This window comes from Paenibacillus thermotolerans (genome assembly GCF_028745515.1).
GTDB classification, from domain to species: Bacteria; Bacillota; Bacilli; order Paenibacillales; family YIM-B00363; genus Paenibacillus_AE; species Paenibacillus_AE thermotolerans.
This window is the reverse complement of record NZ_JAQZSG010000005.1, coordinates 104,936-130,656: the sequence shown is the minus strand read 5'-3', so window position 1 is coordinate 130,656 and position 25,721 is coordinate 104,936. Positions and strand designations below refer to the sequence as shown.

The 25,721-nt window shown below is 46.7% G+C and carries 24 protein-coding genes; 1 reads left to right on the top strand and 23 read right to left on the bottom strand.

Translation table 11 applies throughout. From position 1 onward, the window contains the following. Positions 1 to 4: 4 nt before the first annotated feature. The 8 genes from neuC to PT964_RS06460 form a co-directional block, all read right to left on the bottom strand. Complete coding sequence (neuC, locus tag PT964_RS06495; RefSeq protein WP_274362521.1) at positions 5 to 1,186, bottom strand: UDP-N-acetylglucosamine 2-epimerase; 1,182 nt, start codon at positions 1,184 to 1,186, stop codon at positions 5 to 7. Beyond that, the gene (locus tag PT964_RS06490) at positions 1,173 to 2,360 is read right to left on the bottom strand and encodes a LegC family aminotransferase (RefSeq protein WP_274362520.1); all 1,188 of its coding nucleotides are present in this window, start codon (positions 2,358 to 2,360) and stop codon (positions 1,173 to 1,175) included. The genes neuC and PT964_RS06490 overlap by 14 nt, the downstream gene beginning before the upstream one ends. Continuing rightward, on the bottom strand, positions 2,357 to 3,367 hold the full coding sequence (locus PT964_RS06485; protein WP_274362519.1) for an NAD-dependent 4,6-dehydratase LegB: 1,011 nt from the start codon (positions 3,365 to 3,367) through the stop codon (positions 2,357 to 2,359). Before PT964_RS06485 ends, PT964_RS06490 begins: the two co-directional genes overlap by 4 nt. A 5-nt stretch (positions 3,368 to 3,372) precedes the next feature. Further along, positions 3,373 to 5,256 carry a motility associated factor glycosyltransferase family protein gene (locus PT964_RS06480; protein ID WP_274362518.1) on the bottom strand — a complete coding sequence of 628 codons (1,884 nt, stop codon included), beginning with the start codon at positions 5,254 to 5,256 and terminating at the stop codon, positions 3,373 to 3,375. After that, the gene (locus tag PT964_RS06475) at positions 5,243 to 5,638 is read right to left on the bottom strand and encodes a DUF8042 domain-containing protein (RefSeq protein ID WP_274362517.1); all 396 of its coding nucleotides are present in this window, start codon (positions 5,636 to 5,638) and stop codon (positions 5,243 to 5,245) included. The genes PT964_RS06480 and PT964_RS06475 overlap by 14 nt, the downstream gene beginning before the upstream one ends. 148 nt (positions 5,639 to 5,786) lie before the next feature. Further along, on the bottom strand, positions 5,787 to 6,071 hold the full coding sequence (locus PT964_RS06470; RefSeq protein WP_337995010.1) for a flagellin: 285 nt from the start codon (positions 6,069 to 6,071) through the stop codon (positions 5,787 to 5,789). Further along, on the bottom strand, positions 6,068 to 7,474 hold the full coding sequence (locus tag PT964_RS06465; RefSeq protein ID WP_274362516.1) for a flagellinolysin: 1,407 nt from the start codon (positions 7,472 to 7,474) through the stop codon (positions 6,068 to 6,070). The genes PT964_RS06470 and PT964_RS06465 overlap by 4 nt, the downstream gene beginning before the upstream one ends. Before the next feature lie 96 nt (positions 7,475 to 7,570). Beyond that, positions 7,571 to 9,412, bottom strand: coding sequence for a flagellin N-terminal helical domain-containing protein (locus PT964_RS06460; protein ID WP_274362515.1), 1,842 nt, complete (start codon positions 9,410 to 9,412; stop codon positions 7,571 to 7,573). Positions 9,413 to 9,667: 255 nt separating this feature from the next. Between PT964_RS06460 and PT964_RS06455 the strand changes: the two genes are divergently transcribed. Next, a complete protein-coding gene (locus PT964_RS06455) occupies positions 9,668 to 11,569 on the top strand; it encodes a glycosyltransferase (RefSeq protein ID WP_274362514.1) in 1,902 nt (633 codons plus the stop codon). A gap of 79 nt (positions 11,570 to 11,648) precedes the next feature. On the opposite strand, the gene PT964_RS06450 is transcribed toward PT964_RS06455, so the two are convergent. The 15 genes from PT964_RS06450 to PT964_RS06380 all read right to left on the bottom strand — a co-directional run bounded on the left by PT964_RS06450 (position 11,649) and on the right by PT964_RS06380 (position 25,719). Next, on the bottom strand, positions 11,649 to 13,421 hold the full coding sequence (locus tag PT964_RS06450) for a thiamine pyrophosphate-binding protein (protein ID WP_274362513.1): 1,773 nt from the start codon (positions 13,419 to 13,421) through the stop codon (positions 11,649 to 11,651). A gap of 13 nt (positions 13,422 to 13,434) precedes the next feature. Further along, positions 13,435 to 14,367, bottom strand: coding sequence for an NAD-dependent epimerase/dehydratase family protein (locus PT964_RS06445; RefSeq protein ID WP_274362512.1), 933 nt, complete (start codon positions 14,365 to 14,367; stop codon positions 13,435 to 13,437). 27 nt (positions 14,368 to 14,394) lie between these two features. Continuing rightward, the gene (gene rfbG / locus PT964_RS06440) at positions 14,395 to 15,462 is read right to left on the bottom strand and encodes a CDP-glucose 4,6-dehydratase (RefSeq protein ID WP_274362511.1); all 1,068 of its coding nucleotides are present in this window, start codon (positions 15,460 to 15,462) and stop codon (positions 14,395 to 14,397) included. Beyond that, positions 15,459 to 16,256, bottom strand: coding sequence for a glucose-1-phosphate cytidylyltransferase (gene rfbF, locus PT964_RS06435; protein WP_274362510.1), 798 nt, complete (start codon positions 16,254 to 16,256; stop codon positions 15,459 to 15,461). Before rfbF ends, rfbG begins: the two co-directional genes overlap by 4 nt. Positions 16,257 to 16,275: 19 nt before the next feature. Further along, positions 16,276 to 17,835 carry a lipopolysaccharide biosynthesis protein RfbH gene (gene rfbH / locus PT964_RS06430; protein ID WP_274362509.1) on the bottom strand — a complete coding sequence of 520 codons (1,560 nt, stop codon included), beginning with the start codon at positions 17,833 to 17,835 and terminating at the stop codon, positions 16,276 to 16,278. A 59-nt stretch (positions 17,836 to 17,894) separates the two neighbouring features. After that, the gene (csrA, locus tag PT964_RS06425) at positions 17,895 to 18,125 is read right to left on the bottom strand and encodes a carbon storage regulator CsrA (protein WP_274362508.1); all 231 of its coding nucleotides are present in this window, start codon (positions 18,123 to 18,125) and stop codon (positions 17,895 to 17,897) included. A gap of 4 nt (positions 18,126 to 18,129) precedes the next feature. After that, on the bottom strand, positions 18,130 to 18,600 hold the full coding sequence (fliW, locus tag PT964_RS06420; protein ID WP_274362507.1) for a flagellar assembly protein FliW: 471 nt from the start codon (positions 18,598 to 18,600) through the stop codon (positions 18,130 to 18,132). A 69-nt stretch (positions 18,601 to 18,669) separates the two neighbouring features. After that, positions 18,670 to 19,239, bottom strand: a complete 570-nt coding sequence (locus PT964_RS06415; RefSeq protein ID WP_274362589.1) for a DUF6470 family protein — start codon at positions 19,237 to 19,239, stop codon at positions 18,670 to 18,672. Positions 19,240 to 19,276: 37 nt separating this feature from the next. Beyond that, positions 19,277 to 20,188 carry a flagellar hook-associated protein FlgL gene (flgL, locus tag PT964_RS06410; RefSeq protein WP_274362506.1) on the bottom strand — a complete coding sequence of 304 codons (912 nt, stop codon included), beginning with the start codon at positions 20,186 to 20,188 and terminating at the stop codon, positions 19,277 to 19,279. Positions 20,189 to 20,215: 27 nt separating this feature from the next. Next, a complete protein-coding gene (flgK, locus tag PT964_RS06405; RefSeq protein ID WP_274362505.1) occupies positions 20,216 to 21,793 on the bottom strand; it encodes a flagellar hook-associated protein FlgK in 1,578 nt (525 codons plus the stop codon). Between the two features lie 35 nt (positions 21,794 to 21,828). Further along, positions 21,829 to 22,332 carry a flagellar protein FlgN gene (locus tag PT964_RS06400; protein WP_274362504.1) on the bottom strand — a complete coding sequence of 168 codons (504 nt, stop codon included), beginning with the start codon at positions 22,330 to 22,332 and terminating at the stop codon, positions 21,829 to 21,831. A gap of 18 nt (positions 22,333 to 22,350) precedes the next feature. Next, on the bottom strand, positions 22,351 to 22,620 hold the full coding sequence (gene flgM / locus PT964_RS06395; protein ID WP_274362503.1) for a flagellar biosynthesis anti-sigma factor FlgM: 270 nt from the start codon (positions 22,618 to 22,620) through the stop codon (positions 22,351 to 22,353). Between the two features lie 86 nt (positions 22,621 to 22,706). Continuing rightward, complete coding sequence (locus PT964_RS06390; protein ID WP_274362502.1) at positions 22,707 to 23,105, bottom strand: TIGR03826 family flagellar region protein; 399 nt, start codon at positions 23,103 to 23,105, stop codon at positions 22,707 to 22,709. A gap of 77 nt (positions 23,106 to 23,182) precedes the next feature. After that, positions 23,183 to 23,722, bottom strand: coding sequence for a ComF family protein (locus PT964_RS06385; RefSeq protein ID WP_274362501.1), 540 nt, complete (start codon positions 23,720 to 23,722; stop codon positions 23,183 to 23,185). A 287-nt stretch (positions 23,723 to 24,009) separates the two neighbouring features. Continuing rightward, entirely contained in the window at positions 24,010 to 25,719 is a 1,710-nt protein-coding gene (locus PT964_RS06380; RefSeq protein WP_274362500.1) for an ATP-dependent helicase ComFA, read from the bottom strand. Between the last annotated feature and the right edge of the window lie 2 nt (positions 25,720 to 25,721).

The following is a 25,721-nucleotide window of genomic DNA, read 5'->3' as shown; positions in this document are numbered from 1 at the left end:
GGGTTCACATCCCTAAAGTAAGATCCGCGTCGAAAAATTTTTTATAAATTATGCCGCTAAGGTCTGCTTCCTTAAGAACAGTCTTTATTTGTTCGGAGGCCCCACCTTCACCGAAAATACATACATCGGCGGTTTTCAATCGATTTTGGAACTGATCGGAATACGCCTGTCGGACAGCTTGTACAATCGACTCCGCATCTTCCTTACAGTCGATGACCGACGCGCCTTTTAATCGGCCTTTTTGCCGGTCGCCTATATTCACGGTCGGTTTGCGAAATGCGGGCACTTCGTAAATCCCGCTTGAAGAATTCCCGATTACCATATCCGTATGCTTAATAGCGCTTAAATAACGAAGCTGCCCCAAGGAAGTGTAAGCTTTCGCTCTCCCGGGGTTTTGCTCCACGTAGCTGTCTATCATCCGGCTAATAACCCGCCCATCCGTGTCGGAGTTCGGTTTCGTGAAAATAACGGCCGTATCGGGAAAACGATCCAACGCCCTCAACAGCTCATGCATCGCCTGTTCGGGACCATGCGATGCAAGCGTCACCGGATGGTAGGTTACTAAAAAGTTTTTGTCCCATAGTCTAAATTCGACGGAGGTTTCAAACTCCTTCCGGTCCATCAACGTCATTCTTCTTATGTTTTCCAGCCCGAGCGCACCTACGTTGAATACCTTATCCGGGTGTTCGCCCATTCTAATAACTCTTTCCCGGTAAACATCGGCCGCTACAAAATGAAGATGCGACATTTTCGTTACCGCATGGCGAATCGCTTCGTCGACGGCACCTTCCGTAACTTCCCCGCCATGCAAATGAGCGATCGGAATTTTTGCGATCATTGCCGCCTGGGCCGCGCACAAAATTTCGTACCGGTCTCCAAGCAGCACGACAATATCCGGCTTTAATCTGTCCAGCGCATCGGCAAAGCCGATGGTCGCAAGTCCCATTGATTTCGTAATGCCGACCGGCGTATCGCTTGAAAGAAGCATCTCCACTTTTTCGTCGATATGAAAACCGTCTGCCTCAACGGTTTTGTAAGTTAATCCGAATTCCGGAGACAGATGCATGCCTGTAACAATGAGCTGCAGCTTCAAATCGGGGTCGGATTGAATTTCTTTCATTAACCAGAATAACAGACCGTATTCCGCCCTCGATCCGGTAACGACGCATATTTTACGCTCTGTCATCTATACCTCCCAACGAAACGCTGCTTGGTATATTAATGATCCGATTTACGAGGCTTTCCGTGACGGCCAAATCCATCCGGGGAAAATCCTTGTACATATCTAAGACATGAATAGGAGCCCAAGCCGGCCGCGTCATAATGCCTAAATCATTCGTCTTCCGGAGCAGCTCCGGGAGTACCTCCGAATGCTCTTTCTCAAGAATCAGCACATTGAGCCAGTAATTGCTTTCCACAAACTCGGCCTCCGTAAAAAACCGCACTCCGGGAATGCTGTTAAATGCTTTTCGATAAACGGAAGCGAGCTCCCTTTTTCTTTGCACGTATTCCGGCAGCTTCTCCAGCTGCGCGCAGCCTAATGCGGCATTGATATTGGGAAGCCTGTAGTTAAAGGCGATCTGGTCGTGAACATATTCCCATTGATGCGGAATTTTCGCTGTTGTGGTAATATGCTTCGCGCGTTTAGCCAAGCTTTCGTCATTGGTAAGGATCGCTCCGCCGCCTCCGGTCGTAACGATTTTATTCCCGTTAAAGCTGAGGGCGGAAATCAATCCGAAATTACCGGTATGAACCCCTTTGTAAAAAGACCCCAGCGATTCAGCGGCATCCTCTATAACTGCGAGACGAAACTGTTCGCATACCTCGAGTAGCGGCTCCAGTTTCACGGGGTGGCCGAAGGTATGCATCGGAACGATTGCTCTGATCGTCCTGCCGGTTGTCTTATTGATACACACTCCGTCTTTTACTGCGGCAATGTCTCCCAAATAATCCTTTAGTCTTTCGGCATCGACGCCCAACGCTTCTTCTTCCACGTCGACAAAATGAGGCACTGCGCCGCAATAAGAAACCGCGTTTGCCGTCGCAATAAACGTTAACGACGGGATCAAAACCTCGTCATCCCGATGTACACCCGCCAGCAGTAAACTAACGTGAAGTGCGGCGGTTCCGTTAACCACTGCGACAGCATGTTTGGCCCCTGTGTATTCCTCCAGCTTCCTCTCGAATAAATCGACATATTTCCCTACGGAAGATACCCATCCTGTATCCAGGCATTCTTTCACGTAATTCCACTCGTTCCCTTCGAACAACGGCGCATGGAGCGGAATGAACGATTCTTCTGCCGGCAGCGTTTCTTTTAGAACATGTATAATCTGCTCTACAATCGGTTGGGTGCTCATATGTTATATATCCCTGCTTTATAGTTTGCCAAATTTTCAGACTGCGTGAACCATTCAACCGTGTTCCTTATCCCTCTTCTAAAACCGTCTTTCCCGGCATATTCCGGCGTCCATCCTAACAGACGGCTTGCCTTGGAGTTATCGGCCCAAAGCCTTTCCACTTCGCTTTTCTCCGGACGCAGCCGAACTTGATCTTCTTCAATGACGATTTCCGCCCGCATCGCTTCCGCGATTACCGCAGCCGTTTCCCCGATCGAAACTTCGAAATTGCTGCCGATATTAATGACCTCTCCGACGGAGCGATCCGATTCGGCCACGGCAATAAAGCCGTTGACCGTATCCGTTACATAGTTAAAGTCGCGCGTCGGATGCAGCGAACCCAGCTTTATAGTCCGTTGTCCGGCTGCGATCTGCGTAATGATGGTCGGAATTACGGCTCTCGCGGACTGTCTGGGGCCGTACGTATTAAACGGTCTTATAACACTGACAGGGGTATTAAACGAAGAGTAAAAAGACATTGCGATTTGGTCTGCGCCGATCTTGGAAGCGGAATACGGAGATTGGCCCTGTAAAGGATGCTCCTCGGTTATAGGAACAAACTGCGCCGTTCCATACACCTCGCTTGTTGAGGTGTGCACCACTTTCTCCACTTCGAGATCCTTCGCAGCTTGGACAATATTCAACGTTCCTTTAATATTCGTGTCCACATAAGTATCCGGGGAATGATATGAATACGGAATAGCGATGAGCGCCGCAAGATGAAGAACGACATCACATCCTTTCATTGCCGTCCTAACCCCGTTAGGATCGCGCACATCCCCAAGAAATACGTCAAGATGATCCTTAATATCCTTGGGAGAACGATCGAGCCACCCCCAAGACCCGAAGGAATTATACAGAACGAATGCACGCACGTCATACCCTCTGCGAACCAGCTCCTCTGTAAGATGAGAGCCGATAAATCCGTCGGCTCCCGTTACAAGTATCTTTTTCCCGGACAAGTTCATTTCGATCACTCCGCAACCGGCTGTTTTTGCTCTTGCTCCATTTCCTCGATAAGGCCGTATATGTTTTGAAGCAACAGCTTTACGATGTTCAAATCCTGTTCTATTTGCATGATTACTTTCCCGAAGCTTTCGATAATTTGATCGACTTTCTTTTTCGGGTCTTTCTGAAATCGCATCGATTCAATGTTGCGCTGAAGTATTTCCAATTGAACTCTATTCATTGGCTGGAAGAACACTTCAAATAGTTTGTTTTTTAGCCATTGTTTAACGGTCTTATCGAATTTCTGATAAGCCTGTTCAAGAGAGCGGGTATTTCTTGCAGTTACAAGCCCACGCATTTCGTTCATATTTCGTACCAACTGACTGGTTAATACGCCGAACTGTTCATATTCCTTGCTCATGGCTAAGTGCTGTGATTTTACATACTGTAAATCATAAGGCGGTTCCGTTGATTCGAACCAATTCGTTTCGGTGACGACCGGCTCTCTTAACCGACTCCTAATTAAGTCTTCAATATTTGCAAAGGTCGTGCCTTGAATTTTGGCGCCGCCTTTCGTCGTATTAATAACCTCCATATGCCGTATTACCTGAATATAGGCTTCCATCTGCTGGCGCATGCGGTTCATCCCGTCGTTTGTCGACGTCTGATTTCCGTATACGTCCTCAACTGCGATAGCCGACTCTTTTTCTCGTTCGGTTACCTCGGAAGTACGGTGCTCGTACATTATGCCCTGTGCATAAAGACGATTGTCTCGATATGCCAAATTGATCCCCGAAAGAATAATCGGATTGCAGCCCATTCGTGCAAGCAATTGCAGCACAACTACTGCAATGGAAGGGGCATCATTAAAGACTTCTAGTGTTTCTCCGTCTCTCTTCACATAGTACTGCGTAACGGTATCTTGATTAATAAGCATATGAAGTTTTGGGCCCTTGTACAAGGGCAAAGAATCATAAGCGATTGTACTGCCGAATAAGAAGGGGATCGTATCGTTTCCGTACTCCACAAACTTCTCAATGACTTTTTTGTTAAGATGCGACGGATCGTAGCTGCAAAAAAGATCTGGGACGACACCATTCGACAGAAGTGCATTGATTCCCGATCCGGTCGCAATAATATAAGCCAATTTGTTTTCACTAATATATTTTAGGTGTTCAATATCGTCGTATAAAGAAGGCCCCGCACCTACAATGATTGCAGGCTTGTTCTCAAAATATTGTTTTTTCTGCGCTATGATATTAGGCGTAGAAAGCGTATATCTCAAATTGGCTGCACTGTTGATGATCCATCTTTTTTCGTATGCGGCGTTTGTATACAGTTTTGATTTACTTTCTTTGAGTATTTCGGTAAATTGTTCAGTAAACCGCCCCAAAGATTCTTGGAACAATCTTTCGTAAGCAGGCAAAGTAATAACGGTGATTCCTTTATCAATGTAATTAAGAAAGTGCTGGATATGTTTTACCGTATCGTTCTGATTGAATTCTACGTAAATGTGCTTTAAAGACTTCTGTAATTTTTCAATCGAACGTGTACTTAGCAAACGATAAATGACCTCTGGGTTAGGCTCATATATTGAAAATTTGACGTCCGGTTTTTCTTGGGCAAACTTTTCAATATGATACCCTAACCCAACTCCATAAAACAAAACATGTTGAACGTTGTCCTGATTGAGATATTTGGAAATAAGGCGCTCTGCTTCTTCTTCAGGGTTGAATTTGCTGTGAATATATACTTTGCTGCCGCCTGCCGTATAGCTTAGCGTAGGCACCCCTGATTTTGACGCCTCTACAGCGAAAGGAGAATCATGCGGCCGTTGATAAGCTTCCATCCATTTTAACAACCCCGGATAGTCCTGTTTTAACACAAGTATATTATCAGTAAGTATCATTAGCTTGTACCTCTTGCCGAATAGTATTCTTTACAGTTTGGGCCAATTCCGTCAAGAACGGTAGAATCTCATAATGTAAGCAGTCCGCAATCAATACAGTATCGTTGTTTTCAACGGCGCTTGCCAATTCCGTCACGCTGGCGCCCACTTTTTTCGATGCCGCTTCATAATCCGGACCGTTCGTATATCCCGCGAATAAAGGAAGCGTCTGTGAAATCCACTGGACGGCTTCTATCAATTGATCGAACCTATTCCATGTAATCGGGGTCGAGCCTCTATAAAACTCATCGGAAAGTTTATGGATATTAGGTATGGCTCTAGTTAAATATTCGTCCAAGGCAAGCAATACATCGTCTCGGTTTATTTCCATTGAAGCTGTCATTTGGCGGCCTCCTTATAGTAGCTGCTCGTGCATGTGTAGATATACTTTATATCGGTTAAAAGGGCGAATAAGTTTATTGCCTAAATCTTCAATAAAAAAAACAGACCCCTATGGAGATCAAAACCTAGGGGTCTGTTTATCGTTAAGCTTATCGAAGAAGTTGAAGTACGCCTTGAGGCTGCTGATTTGCTTGAGCAAGCATGGATTGAGCCGCTTGAGTGAGGATATTGCTCTTCGAATACTCCATCATTTCTTTAGCCATATCCACGTCTCGAATTCGAGATTCCGAAGCGGTCAAGTTTTCTTCGGAAGTACCGATATTATTAATCGTATGCTCAAGACGGTTTTGCAGAGCGCCCAGTTTTGCGCGTACGGAGGAAACCTTGGCAATAGCATTGTCAAATCGGGTGATCGCCGTTTGCGCTTGATTCACAACGTCCGCATTACCGATACCGAGGGCACTTGATCTAACGTCGGCAAGATCGACCAAAAGTGTTGTATCCTGATTGGCGCCGATCTGCAGACTAACGTTATTCTTCCGGGTGCTTGATTCCGAGCTGTCGAAAGGATAATTTCAATAAATCCGAGCAGCGGATCATCCGTGAGATTATCCATATCGGCAACAACGGATTGCGCCGTGCGCACTGCTCCGCCGTCGGCATCGGCACCGCCAATCGCACCGGTGTCAGCGTTAGACAATTTACCGGATGACAAGAGGTTGTTGATAAAGGCTTGGCCCCCAGTCAGACTTCGAAACTTTGACGTAAAATCCGCCAGGTCTGCAAAGGCTCCTGAAGAAGAACTTGCCAATGCAGAATCGAGAGTAACCCCCGTTTTTAGTGCATCTATAATATCCTTAATGCCTGAACCGCCGCTTGCTTTTATTTGTTCGTGCATATAACGAACAGCCGCGTAGCCTCCTGAATACTCCAAACTAGACCCCGACCACGTACCGACGATGGAATCGACAACATTGGATACTCCGGCTCCAAGATCAGCGCTTAAACGTTCATCGGCACCATGGATAAATTCGGCAATACCTTCATTAAACCATGTAGGAATCGCCCCGGCTGTTTGGTTCGTATTGCGCGCCATTACAGCGTGGACCATCTCGTGCGCAATAATTCTATCGTTATAGTATGGCGCATTGCCTCCATTCGGCCAAGCAGCCGGGACAAAGTCCTGCATATCGACATGAAGCTCGAGATTCTGCCCTTTGCCGCTTCCGTCAACCATGTAGCTAACATATGCCAGCTTGTTGCCGACGCCGTCAATCGTGTCGTCAAGAACTATCTTTAAATCTACATTATCGCCGCTAATTCCGTAATAATTTCGAATCAGCGCTTCGCTTTGCTCCAAGAAAGATCGCTTTAAGGTTTCAAGCACTTTCTCTTTATCAGTAGACGTAAAATATGAATTTCCCTTGTTTAACAGTTTTATAGTGTTAAACTCAGTCGTGTTGGCGATTCTGTCAATTTCATCCTTAATTTGCGTTACCTCCGCCTGAATCGCCTCCCGATCGTTGTCGGTCAACGAGTCGTTAGCAGCCTGAACGGCAAGCTCCCGACCTCGTTGAAGAAGCGAATGAACCTCATTCAATCCGCCTTCAGCCGTTTGAATAAGCGAAATTCCATCCTGCGCATTACGGGCCGCCATACTTAACCCGCGTATTTGTCCGCGCATTTTTTCGGAAATAGCCAACCCGGCCGCGTCGTCGCCCGCACGGTTGATTCGTAATCCTGAGGAAAGCTTCTCTAATGATTTGGAATTGGAGGAGTTGTTCGAAGATAGCTGGCGGTACGTATTTATAGATGCGATATTATGATTGATTCTCAAGCGATCGCCTCCCTCTAACGGAAATACGCCTGCAAATCCCTTATAAAAGAAACTAAAGAGGTCTGGCCGAAGCCAGGCCTCTTTAGGCTGCTTTTATTATCGGAGCAATTGCAGAACTCCTTGAGGTTGTTGGTTCGCTTGCGCCAACATCGACTGAGCGGCTTGAGTAAGGATGTTGTTCTTCGTGAACTCCATCATTTCTTTCGCCATGTCGACGTCGCGAATGCGGGACTCGGAAGCCGTCAAGTTCTCTGCGGATGTGCCGAGGTTGTTGATTGTGTGCTCCAGGCGGTTTTGGAATGCACCGAGTTTCGCGCGCTCTGCGGAAACTTTCTCAAGTGCATTGTTGATTACCGTAATGGAGTTTTGTGCGCCTTGCTCAGTGCTGATGTCTACAGAAGACAAGGACAAGGAGCCTACAGACATCTCGGAGATGTCTACGCGCATGGTTTGATCTTGGTTTGCGCCGATTTGGAACGACAACGCGTTGTTCGTGCCGGCATCTTGCGCATCTTGAATTTCAGCGAAGTTGCTGAAGTGGTTGTTAAACTTGTCGTTTCCTGCGATGGAAAGCTTCAAGTCTTGGATGTCGTTATCTTCACCGGACTTACCAGTAATTTGAATCTTACCGTTCACGAAGGAAACTTGGCTTCCCGACAAACCGAGACCGCTAGCAATCTTGCTTGTAAGGTCTTCAATCGTTGTTGCCGTTCCTACGTTCAAAGTAAGCTCGGCAACGGCAGTGCCGTTAACCTTCGCATTAATTTTGATCGTATCGCCGGACTTAATCCCAAGGAGATCGCCATTGTTGTCCTGCAGGTTCGCCAGTACAGCTTTATCGGAAATTGTTCCTGCAGCCACACCAAGCTTAGCTAACGTCTTGTCAGAGCCTTCAGCGCTGATTGTAAAGCTTCCGCTTGCGGAAAACTTGATGTTATTGCCGCTTACGGATGCAGTTAGTCCTGCCGTACCCGATGCCGCGTGAGCGGCAAGTTGAGCGTTGATTTCCGCTACAAGGGCTGCTTCGTCAGCATATTGTCCGCTGGTAAGCTGCAATTTAATAACCGTTCCGTTGGAAGTCGTAACATTAAATTCATCGTTGCCGCTTCCGATCGTAAATTTACCGAATGCAGTCGTACCGCTGATCTCAACGCCGGCGTTTCCACTTGTACCTTCGGCTATACCAACACTGGAAAGACCGCTGATGGAGTTAATGGATACACCACTTGTGTCAATAATTATCTTACCGGATGCGTTCGCAGTAACCGCAACGCGTCCCCCTTGGAAAGACGTACCAGCACCGCTTAATGCGCTGTCAAGTGCCGCAGCGAATCCGGATGCAGTATAGTTTCCAGCTGCAATGTTAACAGTGGCAGTTGCACCGCCGGACAATGTAACTTTAATGTTGCCGCCGCCCCATGCGAAACCTTCAACCGGGTTTCCAGTCATAGAGGATACAATGGCAGCTTTTACGTCAGCGGATTGAAGAACGTCACCTTGTGCAACTTTCGCCGATTGAAGATCGCCGTTCAACAGTTTCTTTGTGTTGAACTCGGTTGTGTTGGAGATCCGGTCGATCTCGTCCTTCAACTGGGAAATTTCCTTCTGAAGCTCTGCACGGTCTTTGTCCGTTTGCGTATCGTTGGAGCCTTGAACAGCAAGCTCACGCATCCGTTGGAGGATGGAGTGAGTTTCGTTCAATGCACCCTCTGCAGTTTGGATCATGGAGATGCCGTCTTGTGCGTTTCGAGTCGCCATTTCCAAACCGCGGATTTGGCCTCTCATTTTTTCGGAGATTGCAAGACCTGCAGCGTCGTCGCCTGCACGATTGATGCGAAGACCGGAAGACAGACGCTCGATGTTCTTAGCACTGCTGCCGTTGTTCATCGTCAACTGACGGTACGTGTTGAGCGATGCGATGTTGTGGTTAATTCTCATGAAATTTCTTCCTCCTTGAAGGTTAGCGTAGTCCACGTCCTTGTGGAACTTATCTACTTGTACAGGTCGGCCGCCCTGCTTTTGTAGACCTATTATTTATATCGTACGATTCATAAAAAAATTGAAGGGCAAATTCAAAAAAAATTTTTACCCTCTTGATTGGTAAGCCGTAATCCGATTTCTTCATCTTCTATACCCGCTTCCGGTATATAATAGAATGAAAATTATTGTTATACTTTGGGTTCTTACACTTACATGTTCAAAGGTGATGAATTACAAATGAGGAATGGGAATAAATCATCGAACCAGCATTTAGATGATGTTTTATTAGAAATAGATGAATTGATAAAAAAAGACCTAATTGACGTTGCATATCAAAAGTATGTGGAACTGTCGGACACAATGGAAAATGAACAATTGGAAACCGACCCTAAAACAAAAGCAGATTTTTATGCATCCTTTGCCTACTTTTTGTTTGGAGTTTCCGAATATGAATCTTTTTTTCAAATGCTGATAAAAGCACAAGACTTCGGATATTCAAGAGATGAAATACATAATGTGCTGTGGGAAGCCTTTATTGAACCCAATTTAGATGAATTCAAAACCATTTATGAGGAAAACATCGAATATTTGACATCAAACCGTCATTTATCCTTTGATCATCTTGCACCGTTTCAAGCATTGCCGTTTTGGCTGCTCCCAACTGAAACTGCTAATGAATACTATATGTACGATAAAGAACAAAAACTAATTAATGAAAAAATATCATTAAGCGAGTTTCGGAATTCGAATCCTCTGCCGACGTTCGACGCCTTGGCCGATTATTTATTGTTGGAAGACTGGAATTTGAATCGTATATTATCATATTTAGATTCTATAAAAAAAACTGACAAAAAAACTTACATTGTCATAAGCCATCTAGGAAAATTCCTTTCCTGCCTGCAAGGGACGCGCTTAAACGGCATAGTTTTGTCTAATGTACTTCTATTTGAAAACATGCACGGTTTGATAGAGTATTTTAGAGGTTCCAGTGCCTACCTCCCCAGAAATGTTATTAACCTTACAGAGAAAAACGAGAATATTCACAGCATCATTTCAGACATTCACAACTACCGGATTCGGAAACAAAACAGAAAAGGCGATCGTATCCTTCTTAGTATTTGTATTCCAAGCTTTAATAGAGGAATTCGCGCCTTTAACAACATCACTCGTCTATTACAATCTTTTTACGATGAAGAATTAGAAGTGATTTTATGTAATAACGGGACTCAAAATGAAACAAAACAATATTACGAAAAAATTGGAAGCATGGAAGACGCCAGGTTGAAGTATTTTGCTTTTGATGAAAACCAAGGATTCGCTATAAATTGTTCTAAGGCCTGCGAATTAGCCAGCGGACAATTTATTTTATTGCTGAGTGACGAGGACTCGATTAATTTTGACGTTCTAAGTAAAATCATGGATATTTTGAATAAATCTAAAGAAAGCTTGTCCATCGTGAGAACAACAAGTTCTTACCAGAGCAAGCCGCCGGTCAAGAACGCAAGTCGCGGAAGAGATGCGCTTCTTACCTTTATGCTAAGCTCCAATTATATGTCTGGGATCATTATAAACAATAAGCTTCTTAAACAAGCCAAAGGTATTGAATACGTTAGAGACAATCTTGATAAGAACGGCGTATGCTTCTGGTACCCTCACATGTACTGGGAATTGCTGTTATGTCAATATGGAAACGTACTGGGGACGGATCTTATCTTAATAACCGAAGGGAAAGCGGAAAAGACGGACGTTGATAAGGTCGAAATCGGAGACGGCGACATGGTTATTCCTTATTACGCGACGGTTGAAGGAAGACTTGAGCAGCATGAAGGTTTCTCGAGTATCTTCAAGGATTTAGAAATCTCTAATGAAAACAATGATCTTTTACGGGAGATGTATATTAAGCTCTGTTTTAAAACTTTGTACTTAGTAGCACTTTCAATAAATGTGTTCTACAAAAAAACGAATGTCAATGTTTTAGACGTGCTTCATCGTGCTTATGTATTTTGTTCCGACGAACAACGTTATAAGACGAAAGTTAATAGCCTTTCAAAGTGCTATGAACATGATGTGAAAATAATAACCCAGTATTACGAGCATTTTAAAAAGCAAGTTTAATAGCTATTGTCCGTTAAAACGCGGGCCCAACCGACGGGAGCTTTCTCGCCCTAACCGCCGGAGGGCCCGCGTAGAACGGTTATTTCGGCACTTCCATTTCTTCCGCCAGATCTATTAACATAATTTCTTTGAGCTCATGCCTGTCTAAATGCGGGTACATATCTTCAATAGGTCTATTGACAACTAATTTTGGATTTACTGCAGACTCCTCATCTATCATGACTTCGATCAAGACTGGGCCTTGATGATGTAATGCCTCTTTAACGACTGAATCAACATCTTCGACCTTTTCAATCTTGAATGACTTTAATCCGTACGCCTCGGCCACCTCAGTGAATTTCATCCTGCTTACAACCGTAGATTGACGACGCTTTTCAAAATACAGGTCCTGAAACTGCCGCACCATTCCCAAGCTTCGATTATTCATTATGAAAATTTTTAAAGGTATGTTGTTTGTAATAACCGTATCTAACTCTTGAATGTTAACTTGAATGCCGCCGTCCCCCGCAATGACTGCTACATCCCCGTAGGGATTCGCCATATATGCCCCTATAGCCGCAGGAAGAGCAAATCCCATAGCTCCCATGCCACCGGAGTTTATCAGCCTTTGATTCCCTTTCAGCTTTAAGGACTGGCTTGCCCACATTTGGTGTTGGCCAACATCCAAACAAATCGTATGAACATTATTGAAATGGGAGGATAACCGCTCCATAAACCAATTAGGATCTATACTGTCGTCCTTAAATACAGAAGTTGGATACCGATCTTTATAATCTTTAAGAATGGTATACCAGTGTGATAAATCTAATCGGTTTACGTCCTTTTTCAGTTTTCCGTTTAGTTTATTTAAAAACGACTTTAAATCCGCATGCACGGCAATATCTGCCTTTACCTTTTCGTTTAACTCATGATAATCGATGTCAACATGAATTTTTTTCGCGGCTCTTGCAAAGGTATCGGGACGGGTCCCTGTTTGCCGCGAATCGAGTCTTGAGCCTAAAATGAATATTAGATCGCTATTTGCGATAGCCAGATTGCTGTAACGGTTCCCGTATGATCCGATCAAACCGAAAAACTCTTCTCTATCTTGACTAAAAGCATCAAGTCCCATTAATGAAGATACAACAGGAATACCGGTAATTTCCACTAACTCTCTTAATTCATCTACGGCTCGGCTTGACCTTACTCCGCCGCCCGCTAATATTACAGGTCTTTCTGCATGTTTAAGTAAGCCGACGATTTCGTTTAACTGATGTTGATCGATATATTCGTTGACAGCTAAATGATTATATTCTTGGCTGTCAAAAAAACTTTCTTGGTTGTCGGGATCTATTTGTGCGCGTTGAATATCCATAGGAATGTCCAGCAGCACCGGGCCTGGTCTTCCATTTTGGGCGATATAAACCGCCTTTTCCAAGTAATATCTGATCTTTGCCGGTTCGGTTATCATTTCGGCATACTTCGTCAGCGGTTTAGCCACACTTACTATATCTGTTTCCTGAAACCCAATTTGTCGGACCGGCTTGTCAAATTTATATTCATAGGTATTTACTTGCCCCGTAATAAACAAACATGGAACAGAGTCAAAATAACAGCTTCCGATCCCCGTTACTAAATTCAGAGCTCCCGGGCCGCTGGTCGCCATCGCCACTCCTAACTTGCCGTTCAATCTAGCGTATGCTTCCGCAGCAAAAGCACCGGCTTGTTCGTGGCGAACGGAGATTGCTTCGATGTCGTCTCTGTTATATATAGAGTCTAATAAATGGGTGATGCCCCCGCCTATCATTTCAAAAACGTGCGAGATACCTTTCTTTACTAAAAAATCAATGACATAATCCGATAATTTCATCATTAAGAACCTTCCTTTAGTAATAGCGGATATTTTCATTTAACCAATTTACAGTTGCCTCAATTCCTTTTTCAAAAGCTACTTTAGGATTCCATTTTAACTTTTCCTGGGCTAATGTTATATCTGCCTTCCAAATTTCCGGTTCTTTCTTTCTTTGCTCTAAAGCGCCCCAGTTAGGGGAAATGTTCTTTTTTGTCGTATTTTTAATGACGTCCGCGGCATCGCCCAAACTGATTTGTTTACCCGAGCCTATATTAAGGAAGCCGCAATCCAACCGGCCGATCCGTAGAAACTCCAAATAGACGTCGACAACGTCATCAATATAGATGTAATCTCGAACTGAAAAAGGGGTTGATAGTTCCGGGGCAGTTTCTTCTAAATACGATTTAATGACATATGGAATGAACCGAGACGGAGCATCCCAGGGGCCGTACGGCGAAAACAGACGTAACGTTACAATGGGAAGCTGTTTCTGTAAACGCTCCGATTCGCAATATAGGGAGGCTGCTGCTTTTGACACCGCATAGTCACCCAATGGTACAAGTAAATCATTTTCCGCCATTTCTTTATTTTTAACGCCGTATTCAGAGGAGCTCCCCGTATTCACAAAATAATCAAACCCGACTTCCTGGCATGCCAGCAGCAGGTTTATGGTCCCCATGAAATTCGATTCAATTATTTCCGAAGTATTTCTTTGAAAATAATATCCGCCATGGGTCGCCAAATGGTATACTACTTCGGGCTTTATGATTTTAACTATCCGTTTCAAGCCCTCCATATCCCTTAAATCAACCTCATGTTCGACTATATAAGGGTTTAAATCCACTATCCTCCATTTATTGGAGCTTTGCCGCGTAAATACGTGAACTTCATACCCGAGTTCGACCAGTTTTCTGGTCAGCGCCCCGCCAACAAAACCGGTGGCTCCGGTTACTAAAACTTTCTTCATGCAAAATTCCTTCTTCGTATGAATCATCTATGAATTACTGTATTCTTCTATTTGCCTTAGGCAAACATTTCTTACGTTGTCGTGACGTTGATAAGAGTGAACCCATTCTATAATTTTTGACAATGCATTCTCTAAACTCCATTTTGGGTGCCAGTTCAATCTCATACTAGCTTTGGACCAATCGAGCTTTAAATAATTGGCTTCATGATGATGATCCGTTTTATCAATGACATAAGACGTATCTTTTCCCCAATGTTTAATTAAATTTTGCACTATCCATTCAACCGGCTTCGCATCTTCACTATGCGGTCCGAAATTCCACGCTTCCGCAAACCGGGGGCCGTCTTCATATAACTTTTGTGCAAGAAGCAAATAACCGCTCAACGGCTCCAAAACATGCTGCCACGGTCTAATTGCATGAGGATTTCGGATAACAACGGGTTCATTTTGCAATAGGGATTTAAGGCAGTCCGGTATTAACCGATCAGCCGCCCAGTCTCCCCCTCCAATGACATTTCCGGCTCTTGCGGAGGCAACGGCAACCCCGTGCTTTTCATAGTCGGCAATATTAAAATAAGAATTTCGATAAGATGAAGTAATCAACTCAGAACAAGCCTTGCTGCTGGAGTATGGATCGTAACCCCCCATCGGCTCGTTCTCTCTATAGCCCCATACCCATTCCTTGTTTTCGTAACACTTATCTGTAGTAACGTTCAGTATTGCTTTAACACTTTCGGTGCTTCTTGCTGCTTCGAACAAGTTTACTGTCCCCATAACATTAATGGAGTAAGTATCCGCCGGGTTTTTATACGATTCTCTCACCAAAGGCTGCGCAGCCATATGAATTACTATACTCGGTTGAAAGGTTGTCATTTCCTTTTTTAACAGTTCCAAATTCCTAATGTCGCCGATAACCGATTTAACAAGCAATTGTTCCACCTTGCAAAGCTCAAATAAACTCGGAGCGGTAGGCGGTTTCGTTGCATATCCTACAACTTTTGCGCCAAGCGAAGACAGCCATATACATAACCATGATCCTTTAAATCCTGTATGCCCGGTTACGAAAACCTTCTTGCCTCTCCAGAATTCCCTCATAATACGTTCACCCGACTATTATCCCATATTTTCCAGGGTGCTTCGTTCCGTGTCCACAAATCTTCAAGGTATTTTTTGTCACGCATTGTATCCATCGGCTGCCAGAAACCTCTATGCTTATAAGCATTTAATTCTCCATGCTTAGCTAAATTTTCAAGCGGTTCTTTTTCAAAGACGGTATGATCGCCATCCAAATAATCAAATACCTCCGGTTCGAGAACAAAAAAGCCTCCGTTAATCCAGGTACTGTCCCCTTTCGGTTTTTCCCGGAATCCTTTCACTTCGTTATTGTCTGAAATGTCCAGGACGCCGAATCGTCCGTCTGGTTGTATCGATGTAACGGTGGCAAGTTTACCGCTACATTTATGAAATTCAACCAGTTCCCTAATATTCACGTTTGAAACTCCATCTCCGTACGTTAACATGAACGGTTCATTGCCGACGTACGGCTGAATTCGCTTCACCCGCCCGCCTGTCATGGTATCAATTCCGGTATTAACCAAAGTTACTTTCCAAGGTTCCGCGGAATGATTATGCGTAATATTTTGATTTCCGTTCCTAAAATCAAACGTTACATCCGATTCATGTAAAAAGTAATTTGCAAAATACTCCTTGATCAGATAACCCTTGTACCCTAAACATATAATAAAATCATTAAATCCGTAGCTCGAATAAATTTTCATAATATGCCAAAGTATCGGCCTCTGGCCGATCTCTATCATCGGCTTCGGCTTTAAGTGAGATTCCTCGCTGATTCTTGTGCCGTATCCGCCAGCAAGAATAACTACCTTCATTTATATATCCCCTTGGTTATTAATGGTGATTCAAAACATATTCTCTAATTTTGCGAATTACATAATCTATCATTTCGTCTGTAAGTCCCGGAAAAACGCCTAATAAAAATGTGTCGTTAAGAATTTTATCGGTATTATTCAGATCCCCGTGAACTCTATATTTTACATGTTGGAATGCCGGCTGCCTTGTAAGATTTCCCGCGAATAACATTCTGGTTTGAATCCTGCTTTTTTCGAGATAACTTACGATCTCATTTCTTGTAAATCCCGCATTGTCTTTAACCGTAAGAATAAAGCCAAACCAGCTAGGATCCGAGTCCTTGGTTGCCCTTGGAAGAATGAAATATTCGCCTAAATCCGTCAGCCCATCGAGCAAACGATTGAAATTACGAATCCGCGCTTTTGTAAAGTCAGGAACTTTCTTTAACTGTTCCAATCCTATTGCCGCCTGCATATCGGTAACACGCAAATTATAACCAAGGTGGGAGTACGTGTATTTATGATCATAGCCGTAAGGGAGCGTCCCTAACTCCCATCCGAATCGTTTACTACAAGTGTTATCACAACCGGACGGGCACCAGCAATCCCTTCCCCAGTCTCTAAAGGATTCAATGATCATTTTTAAATGGGGGTCATTCGTGTAAACAGCTCCGCCTTCCCCCATCGTCATATGGTGGGGCGGGTAAAAGCTGGAGGTTGAAATATGGCCGAAGGTTCCTGTTAATTTGCCTTTATAGCGGGAGCCGAGAGCATCACAGTTATCTTCAACAACCCAAAGGTTATATTTCTCCGCCAGCTCCAAAACTTTTTGCAACTCAAATGGATTACCCATCGTATGCGCGATCATAATGGCTTTTGTTTTAGGGGTAATTGCGTCTTCGATCCTGTCCGTAAGAATGTTATATGTGCCTAAATCCACATCTATAAAAACAGGTACGACTCCATTTTGAACGATCGGTGTAACTGTGGTCGGAAAGCCGGCTGCAACCGTTATTACCTCGTCGCCCGGTCGGATTCTACGGTCGCCAAGTTTTGGGGAGGTTAACGCGGAGAACGCTAAGAGATTAGCTGACGATCCTGAGTTGGTCAATAACGCATATCTCACGCCTATAAACTTTGCAAATTCCTTTTCAAATTCCTTGCTAAATCTCCCGGCCGTTAACCAAAAATCCAACGAGGAGTCCACCAAATTTTTCATTTCTTTTTCGTCGTAAACTCGACCGCCGTATGAGAGCGACGTTTTATCAGGGTCAAAAGGTTTCTTCTGCTCGTGGAATAAATGGTAGAACTCATCTACTTTCAACAAAATTTGTTGTCTCATTACCTTTTCGTATGACTCTTGATTTAACTTTCCAATTCTCTTTGCATGCTTTTTATCTACAAATAATTTATTTGAGTATTTTACTGTGACGGTTTGAAAATCTTCCAAAGTTATCGTACAGCTTGCTTCATCGGAACGATCCGCCGGAACGGCACTTAATGCCAACACGCCGTCTTTATAAACTTCCAGAACAATCGCTAATTGCTCCGTATAATTACTATCGTTAACTATCTGTATAATATCTCCTGAACTAAACACCAAATATCCTCCCAATGTATTAATTATTAGCCGCTTAGTAAAGCTTCCGACGGGTTTCCTTACTCCTTCTTCCGAAACAAATCCTTCAGCGCCTCCGCGCTCAAACCGCCCTGCGAAGCCTCACGGTTCGCCTCCTGAATCGAGGTGTAAATCTCCTTGCGGTACACCTGCACCTCTTTAGGCGCCTTAATCCCGACACGCACCGTATCGCCTTCCGTCTCTATAATGACAAGCTCGATATTTTCCCCGATCATGATCGATTCGCCCTTTTTCCTTGCAAGCACCAGCATCTCGTCACCCCTTTAGCGTTTTGGCTTCTTCAGTTTGCGAAGATTCCGAAACCGCCTGAACCAGGCGATGCTTGGTAGTATAAGGCGAATTGTGCAGGACCACTTGCTTTCCTAAACGCGAAGACGCATTAATGACAATCGGCGCGAGCAGGTTGCATGTCGCATCTTCAAGGGACTCTCTCGCCGTTACGATGGACCAGACGGCGACATCCTCTTCCCGCTCCACCTGCAAAGCAGATTGCGTGCTTTCCGGGAGCACGATCTCATAATCGTTGTATATTCTGAACGGATTTGTCAGAATGAAGGCCAATTCCCCATTGTCCACACATTGAAGAACGGCAAGGGGCATGTCCGCGTCAATTTCCATAATGACATATCTCCGCGTATGCTCGAAACCCGGCAAACCGAACGGAAATTGTATAATGTCATTCTCATTGATTTCCATGTCCCCGAAACGTGAAGTCGTCAGCTTCATAATACTCGGCACTCCCTTAAAAATAGAACTATAGATTGTTGGCAACCTATAGTTCGCATTCGTTGTATGTTATAACGTCAGATCGATTTCCGGAGGTATGATCTCAACCGATGCTTTCTGCACTTGATACAGCTCAAATTTCCCTTTATGATACTCGATTTCCGGCGGATTCGGGTGAGAATCCACGTGAACGTCCCCGTATTCAAACTTCACGATCGGCCTTCTCGGCGTATACCTGGTTTCAACGGGATGATACGAAACCGGCCCAGGCATCACGATATTGACGTCCATAAACGCCTCTCGCGTCGCAATTTCCGGAATCGGATCGGTCTTGATATGGATCGCCCATAACCGGTTGCCGTTTTCCACACGTCTCGCAATCCCTTGTAATGCAACGTTCTTGCACTCCGAATAAATACTTTTTAACCAATCAAAATGCGGTCCGACACCGTACCCCTCGAAGGCACGGCTTTGATCGATCGTCAGTTCGCCTTTCTGCGGCGTAACATCAAGCTGCGGCTTTGTCGTATGCATCTCGAAGTAGGGGCGCGGCTGCTTGATTTCATATTGTCCCGGATCGGCATCAAATCCGATTTTCGCATACTGCTGCCGGATCTGAACCGTAGGAAACGGAATCATCGTCACAACCGCCACCTCCTTCAACAAGCCAAATCCGTTACTTCAAGAAGTCCACCAGACTCGGACGTATAATTTGGGCCCCGACCGATAAAGAAGCTTGATACACGTTCTCGCTCGTCTTTAAATTCGTAATCACTTCCGCGTAATCCGCATCTTCCGTCTTTGTTTGCAGTGTTTGGAGATTGATGCTTATATCTTTGAGCCGCTCGTTCGCCAGCTCGACTCGGTTCATTTTGGCGCCGAGGTCCGCGCGGATTTCCAAAAACTTATCGATTCGGGAATCCAGCTTTCCCAATCCCTCGCGTACTGCATCGAAATCCTCGCGATCCAGTGCGTCGGATATGTTCTGCAGCACCTTAAAAGCATTGTCGTCAACCGGGGTTCCGTCCGGCTTTAAGCTCCCGAACACTTGGTTTCCCGGGACATTGACAGGGACGCGCACGCCCACTCCGATTTCAAATTCAATAATTCCATCATCTGTGGATTCGTTCGCGGCATTCCCTTCAGTAAACGGATTCACGTCGGTGCGCTGGCCGTTAAAAACATGCTTTCCGTTGAACTCGCTGTTGCCGATTTGAACGAGCTGGTTGTACAGTTCTTTCATCTCTTCCTTGATCGCATCCAATGCAAGCTCCGAGTTCGTGCCGTTGGCGCCTTGAACCGTCAGCTCCCGGGCACGTTGGAATACGGAACCCGCCTGGTTCAGCATCGTATCGGTAAACTCGAGCCATGAAAGAGCCGTGTCAACATTCTCTTGGTACTGGTCGGTCGCCGACAAGTCGCTTCGATACCGCATTGCATAGCTTAACCCTACCGGATCGTCGGAAGGCCGGTTGATTCGTCTGCCTGTCGTCAACTGATCCTGCAAATTATTCATTCTTGTCAGGTTCGAATTCAGATTGCGAAGCAACTGCGTATTCATCATGCCTTGCGTAATTCTACCCAGCATGCTGCATCCCCACCTTATTTAATCATCCTACCTGCCCACAACGCCCATTCCGTTTATGACCTTATCTAAAATTTCATCATTACTGGTCATCGCTCTAGCGGCCGCATTATATGCATGCTGGTACTTTATCAGATTGGCCATTTCCTCATCCAACGAAACGCCGCTCACGGATTGTCTTCTGCCTTCCACTTGATCGACCAGCGCCTTCTGGTTAACCTGCTGGCGGTTCGCCTCTTGGGCTTGCACTCCTAACTGGCCTACCATAGCCCGGTAAAACTCATCGAACGAACCGTTCGTTAAGATCGGAGTGCCGGTCGGACTCGGTTCGAAATCGAAACGCTTGTTGCGCAAGCCCGCCAACTCAAGCGCGATGATGTTGTTCCCCTTAACTACCTTTTCAACGCCGCCCTCTTCAATGACCCGTCCGGAAGTAGCGATGTTGGACACTTTATTTTTTATGTCGGGATTTAATTGCAACGACGCCGCAGACCAAGTCGTGTAGCCGTCCTTCATTGTAAAGAACGGTACGCCGCTTTTAGGCGGATCGTCCAGGGTGTAACCGAGCGCGTGCAGCCCGTTGATGCCTTTGACTTTGACCTTGGTATCCGATCCTAACGTTCTGGATGCGACGTCGCCGTTATAAGGCACTCCGTTAATTACGGTTCCCTTAGGAACGACCGTCCCTTGCGGCAGCGTCACTTCCACTTCGCCTTCGACAAGCACTTTCACCATCGAATCGAGCTGAAACTGGTAGCTCGCCACGTATTCGTCCCTGGAATAAATCATTCCGTGCACTTCGCCGCTGTCCAACTGCCCGGACTGGTACATTGCCTCCATATCGGCCGGAGTCAATACCGTATTCACTTCAATGCCGGTTACCAGCGCGGCGCCGCCGAGGGAAATGTCGTATCCTCCCGGAGCTTCCCGGACCGTGACTCCCAAAATTTTGGAAAGGTCGTCGGCGAGCAAATCGCGCTGATCGCGAAGGTCGTTCGCGCTGTTGCCCAACCCTTCGACACGGAATATTTCTTGATTGAGCCGTGCAACCTGCGTAAGCATCTGATTCGCTTCGTTCAGCTTCACGGTTATGTTTTCCGTCAAATCGCCGGCAAGATCCTGAAATTGCTTCGATGTATGGTTAAAGCCGTCCGACAACGCAATGGCGCTTTCCTTTAACGCGGCTCGCGCGGTAGCGTTTTCCGGCTCCTTGCTAACCACTTGCCAAGCGTTCCAGAAATTCTCGATTACTTGTCTAACCCCGGTTTCGGACGGCTCGTTCAGGATCGATTCCAGCTTTTCCAATGCGTCTTTGCGGACGGTCCAGCTCCCTAGGTTTTTATTCTCGTGATAAAATTGCTGATCCAAAAATCCTTCCCGAATCCGCTTGATCGAATCGAACTCTACCCCTTGTCCAAGCTGGCCGGGCGTATTCGAACGCATCAACCCCGGCGCCTCCAAAGGACGCGAAGCGGTTAAGTTCACAATCTGCCTCGTGTATCCTTTGGTGTTGGCGTTGGCAATGTTGTGCCCTGTAGTCTGAAGTGCCGTTTGCTGCGAAAACAAGGCCCGCTTTGCAACTTCCAGACCGCTAAATGTTGAACGCATTCCGCGCCACCTTCCATTCATTATTTCGTAGGAATTTACGCTTTACGGTCGAACAATCCCGGCCTTGGCTTTATATTTCCTTGCTGATGTGCGGGACGTTGATACACAGGTTCGTCCACGGGCGGTCCCATGACGAGATCTACCGAAAAATTTACAAAAGCGATCGACTGCTCCAGCAGTTCCTGGTTCAATCGATTGACAGCCTTCAACCGTTCGATTACGGCAACGAGCCGGTCCCGCTCGGAAAGCAAGGCTCCCTTAAGCTGGGAATCGTGGATAAGACGCGACAGCTCCGTGACATTGATTGCCCGGGTCGGCTGGAGACCCTTGGACTTAAAGAACAGATTCGTTGCGTCCGCCTGCTCTTTAAGCAGTTCGTCAACCGCCTTGGCCAGCTTCGTCTCTTTATTTACAATAGCCGATACCTCATCAACCTTGTTGGCGATAAGCGCTTCTTTCTTTTGTTCGGCCAGCCCCAGTAAACTTTCGTGCGCCTCCGTCAACCGCTCTAACACGCCAATCAATTGTTGAACAGGCACTTTCACTCACCCTAACTTCTATTTAAGATACGGCAGCAGTTTTTCGGCAATCCGGCCTGCATCCACATGGTAGGTTCCAGATTGAACCTGCGCCTTCAATTCTTGGATGCGTTCCGCACGCTCGGCTCCGCTGTTTCTTTGCGCTTCGAGCAGCTCCTTGGCTTCGGCGGAAATCTGTACTCCGTCTCTGGCCGACGAGCTCTTGCCCGCCACCTTCGAATCCCGCGCGCTTACATTGTTTCGATATGCATTAAGTGATGTAATCCGACCTGATTCATTAATCTTCACAACTGACCACCGCCTTCTCAACGTAAAAAAGAACCGATATCTATAATTAATATATCGGTTCTCTTCCGCAAATCATTAATATTAAATTATCGGTCTTTCAGAAATCCGAATCCCGGCTGGGGCTGCGCCGCTCTTTTGCGTTCGATTTCTTTCATGTTTTGAAGATCTCTGGAAAGCTTCGTTCTACACGCCTCGCACAGATGCCCCTCACGAATAGCTGCGCCGCACACTTCGCAATCATAGGACATATTCGGGAATTCGGCGATCGAGATTCTGCCTTCCCGAATAAAGTTGGAAATCATACTCGTACTTACCCCGGTACCATCGCTCAGTTCCTTTAGAGAGCATCTGCGATTCTCTCTAAGATACTTTACGCATTTCGCGAATTGATCCTCTATCTGCTTATAACAATCCGGGCACATATTCCTGGGATTTTTCGCATATATTTTGCCGCACTTAGGACAGTTCGCAATACCGAGACCCATAATTCATCCCCTCGCAAAAAAAAACGTTTCTAGTCCTATTGTAATGCAGCGTGGAAAAATTGTACATTGTGTAATTTTTAACGAAACCAAGTAATTCCGTAGACCTTAACGCGCTGTCCTGCTCCGTATGAAGATAAAAGCTCTGCGGCGCAGCGGTGCAGCGTGCTGCCTGTCGTATATACATCGTCCGCAAGTATGATGTTAACTGGCCCTTGAACCAAGTAGTCCTTCAACCTCATCAACCCTTCAGGCGCAACCGCAAAAGCCCCCTCCAAGCTTTCCAGCCGCTCTCTCCTGGTTTTATAACTCTGCTTTTCCGTATGTCTGGTCCGCACAAGCAGCGACAACAGCGGCAATCCATGCTCCGCGCTAATTGCTGCCGCCGTCCTCTCCGCTTGATTGAAGCCCCTTTCCCCGAGCCTCCGTTCGCTTAGCGGAATATAGCTGATCACTGTCTGTGCAGAGGACGAATCCAGAGCAAGCTCTTCCCTAAGCTGCCGATACGCATAACTGCCCATCGCCGCAAACAGCGGCTCCAGCTTCTCCGCCCCTCTATACTTGTAAAGAGCGAGCCAGTCCTTCATCAGCGGATCGTAACGCACCGCGCTACGGTTCACGATCCGCTCCCCTTCCTTCCGCCGGACGCAATCGGGGCAATCCTCGGCTCTTCCGCAGTAACGGCATTTCAACTCGGTAATCCATGGGATTGATTCGGCGCATTTTGGGCAAATAAGGTTTCCCACCGATCGCAGAGCATCCTTCAGCAATTCACTGTTGCCGCTATCTCGCCGGTTTCGTTCAGATTTCTTCGCGGCGCCGCACACCAAACAGCTGCGGCTTGACGGGGCCAGCCAGCTTTCTGCCCTTTGAAGCCACCCGCCCCATGCGCTTCTCCGTTCCGCCATCATGAAACGAGATATCCTTTCTTCCGCGCTAGTGCGTTCATATCGCGAATTTGACGCACCGCATCCCGCTGCCCCTTCGTCCAATCCGCCGCGCAAAAATATACATGCCCCTGCGGATCCTCAAGCTTGCGTCCCGCGCGCCCGGCCATTTGGATCAGCGACGCATCGTCAAAGAGCGGGCTGTCAGCATCGATAATGAACACATCGGTTTTCGGAACGGTTACCCCTCTCTCCAGTATGGTCGTGGTCACAATGATCCGAATATCCTTCCCGCGAAAATGCTCCACCTTAACCGAACGGTCGCTATCCTTAGAGGACGTCCCTTCTACGCTGACATGCGGAAATGCGGAACTTATCATTCGCACAAGTCCCGGAATGGATTCGATATGAGGCACAAACACAAACAGCTGGGCGTCTCGATCGATGCTATTCCGCATAGCGTGCTTCAGCGGCATAGGCAATCCCGCCGCTGCCGCCGAGAACCGCCTTAGCGGCGGGATGCATATACGCCGGGGCACCGGCAGAGGATGCCTGTGAAACCGCACGCACACCTTGGCGTGCGGCAGCCGGCCGCGTTCCGCGAGCAGGCGCAGCTGTTTGGGCGGCGTTGCCGAGAGCAGGATGAACTTGCCGTTCCTAGCGCATGCCTCCCTCGCCGCATGAAGCAGCTGCTTGTCGCCGTGGAAAGGAAATGCGTCGATCTCGTCAACGACCGCAAGATCGAACGCTTCGCGGAACCGATACAATTGATGCGTCGTGGCCAGGATAATATCCCCGCTCTCCCATCGTTCGCGGCTTCCACCGTAGAGGGTTACAACTCTCTTCATCGGGAACGCCGCCTGTATTCTCGGTTGCAGCTCGAGTACGACGTCCTTTCGAGGTGTTGCGATCAATACACGCCCGCCGCCACGGAGCACATGATCCGCGAGCGGAAACATCATTTCCGTCTTACCTGCTCCGGTCACAGCCCACAGCAAAAACGAATGGCCGCTGCGGCCCCCTTCTTTCAAGAACCGCAGCGCCTGCCATGCCGCATCCGACTGCGCGGGGCTCAGGCTCCACTGTTTAGCAACCTCTTCATGCGAAGCGCCGGCTACGTTCAGTGTGTCCCTGCCTCGCCGCAATCCCTGTACCAGCAATCCGCAAAACCGCACCCTGCCCATCGTCAAGCAAGCTTCACAATACGGGCAATTCGTACCGCAGTGAGGACATGGCGTTCGATGCAGCCGCTCTTCCCCGCTTCCGCATCGAACGCAACGGTAAGCAATTTTGCCCTGTACTCCAAACAGCCCGCGCCTCCTCTTCTCCCGCTCCACGCCGTGCCGGATTCGAATCGTTCCTTCCAGCACACCTTGCTGCACAAAGTACAGCCATGTCTCCTCATCCTCCGGCAGCCCATGATAGGATAGAAACGGCTCCATCTCCTCCCGTAGAAGGCACCTGCCCTCCAATACTTCAATCAATCTCCGGTAACCGCTCAGAGAGATGCCAGCCTCCGCTCGTGGCGAGCATGGCACCCACTCACCCTCATCGTCCGGCACCAACGCACTCCCTCCGCGCTGCTGCTCCACCCACTCGAAGGCTTGTCCCAGCGACATTTTCACAAGTGTTCTCACCCAGATCCGCTTGATTCCCTTGCTCGCCCACCAAGCTAAATCGGCATCCAACGATACCGAAACGCGCCAGCTCCAACCGCTTCCGTCGTCCACAC

Bases quoted from the DNA above. Each gene is read 5' to 3' on its own strand.
- neuC (WP_274362521.1), bottom strand. From the start codon at position 1,186: ATGACAGAGCGTAAAATATGCGTCGTTACCGGATCGAGGGCGGAATAC.
- PT964_RS06490 (WP_274362520.1), bottom strand. From the start codon at position 2,360: ATGAGCACCCAACCGATTGTAGAGCAGATTATACATGTTCTAAAAGAA.
- PT964_RS06485 (WP_274362519.1), bottom strand. From the start codon at position 3,367: ATGAACTTGTCCGGGAAAAAGATACTTGTAACGGGAGCCGACGGATTT.
- PT964_RS06480 (WP_274362518.1), bottom strand. From the start codon at position 5,256: ATGATACTTACTGATAATATACTTGTGTTAAAACAGGACTATCCGGGG.
- PT964_RS06475 (WP_274362517.1), bottom strand. From the start codon at position 5,638: ATGACAGCTTCAATGGAAATAAACCGAGACGATGTATTGCTTGCCTTG.
- PT964_RS06460 (WP_274362515.1), bottom strand. From the start codon at position 9,412: ATGAGAATTAACCACAACATCGCATCGCTCAACACGTACCGTCAGTTG.
- PT964_RS06455 (WP_274362514.1), top strand. From the start codon at position 9,668: ATGTTCAAAGGTGATGAATTACAAATGAGGAATGGGAATAAATCATCG.
- PT964_RS06450 (WP_274362513.1), bottom strand. From the start codon at position 13,421: ATGATGAAATTATCGGATTATGTCATTGATTTTTTAGTAAAGAAAGGT.
- PT964_RS06445 (WP_274362512.1), bottom strand. From the start codon at position 14,367: ATGAAGAAAGTTTTAGTAACCGGAGCCACCGGTTTTGTTGGCGGGGCG.
- rfbG (WP_274362511.1), bottom strand. From the start codon at position 15,462: ATGAGGGAATTCTGGAGAGGCAAGAAGGTTTTCGTAACCGGGCATACA.
- rfbF (WP_274362510.1), bottom strand. From the start codon at position 16,256: ATGAAGGTAGTTATTCTTGCTGGCGGATACGGCACAAGAATCAGCGAG.
- csrA (WP_274362508.1), bottom strand. From the start codon at position 18,125: ATGCTGGTGCTTGCAAGGAAAAAGGGCGAATCGATCATGATCGGGGAA.
- fliW (WP_274362507.1), bottom strand. From the start codon at position 18,600: ATGAAGCTGACGACTTCACGTTTCGGGGACATGGAAATCAATGAGAAT.
- PT964_RS06415 (WP_274362589.1), bottom strand. From the start codon at position 19,239: ATGATTCCGTTTCCTACGGTTCAGATCCGGCAGCAGTATGCGAAAATC.
- flgL (WP_274362506.1), bottom strand. From the start codon at position 20,188: ATGCTGGGTAGAATTACGCAAGGCATGATGAATACGCAGTTGCTTCGC.
- flgK (WP_274362505.1), bottom strand. From the start codon at position 21,793: ATGCGTTCAACATTTAGCGGTCTGGAAGTTGCAAAGCGGGCCTTGTTT.
- PT964_RS06390 (WP_274362502.1), bottom strand. From the start codon at position 23,105: ATGGGTCTCGGTATTGCGAACTGTCCTAAGTGCGGCAAAATATATGCG.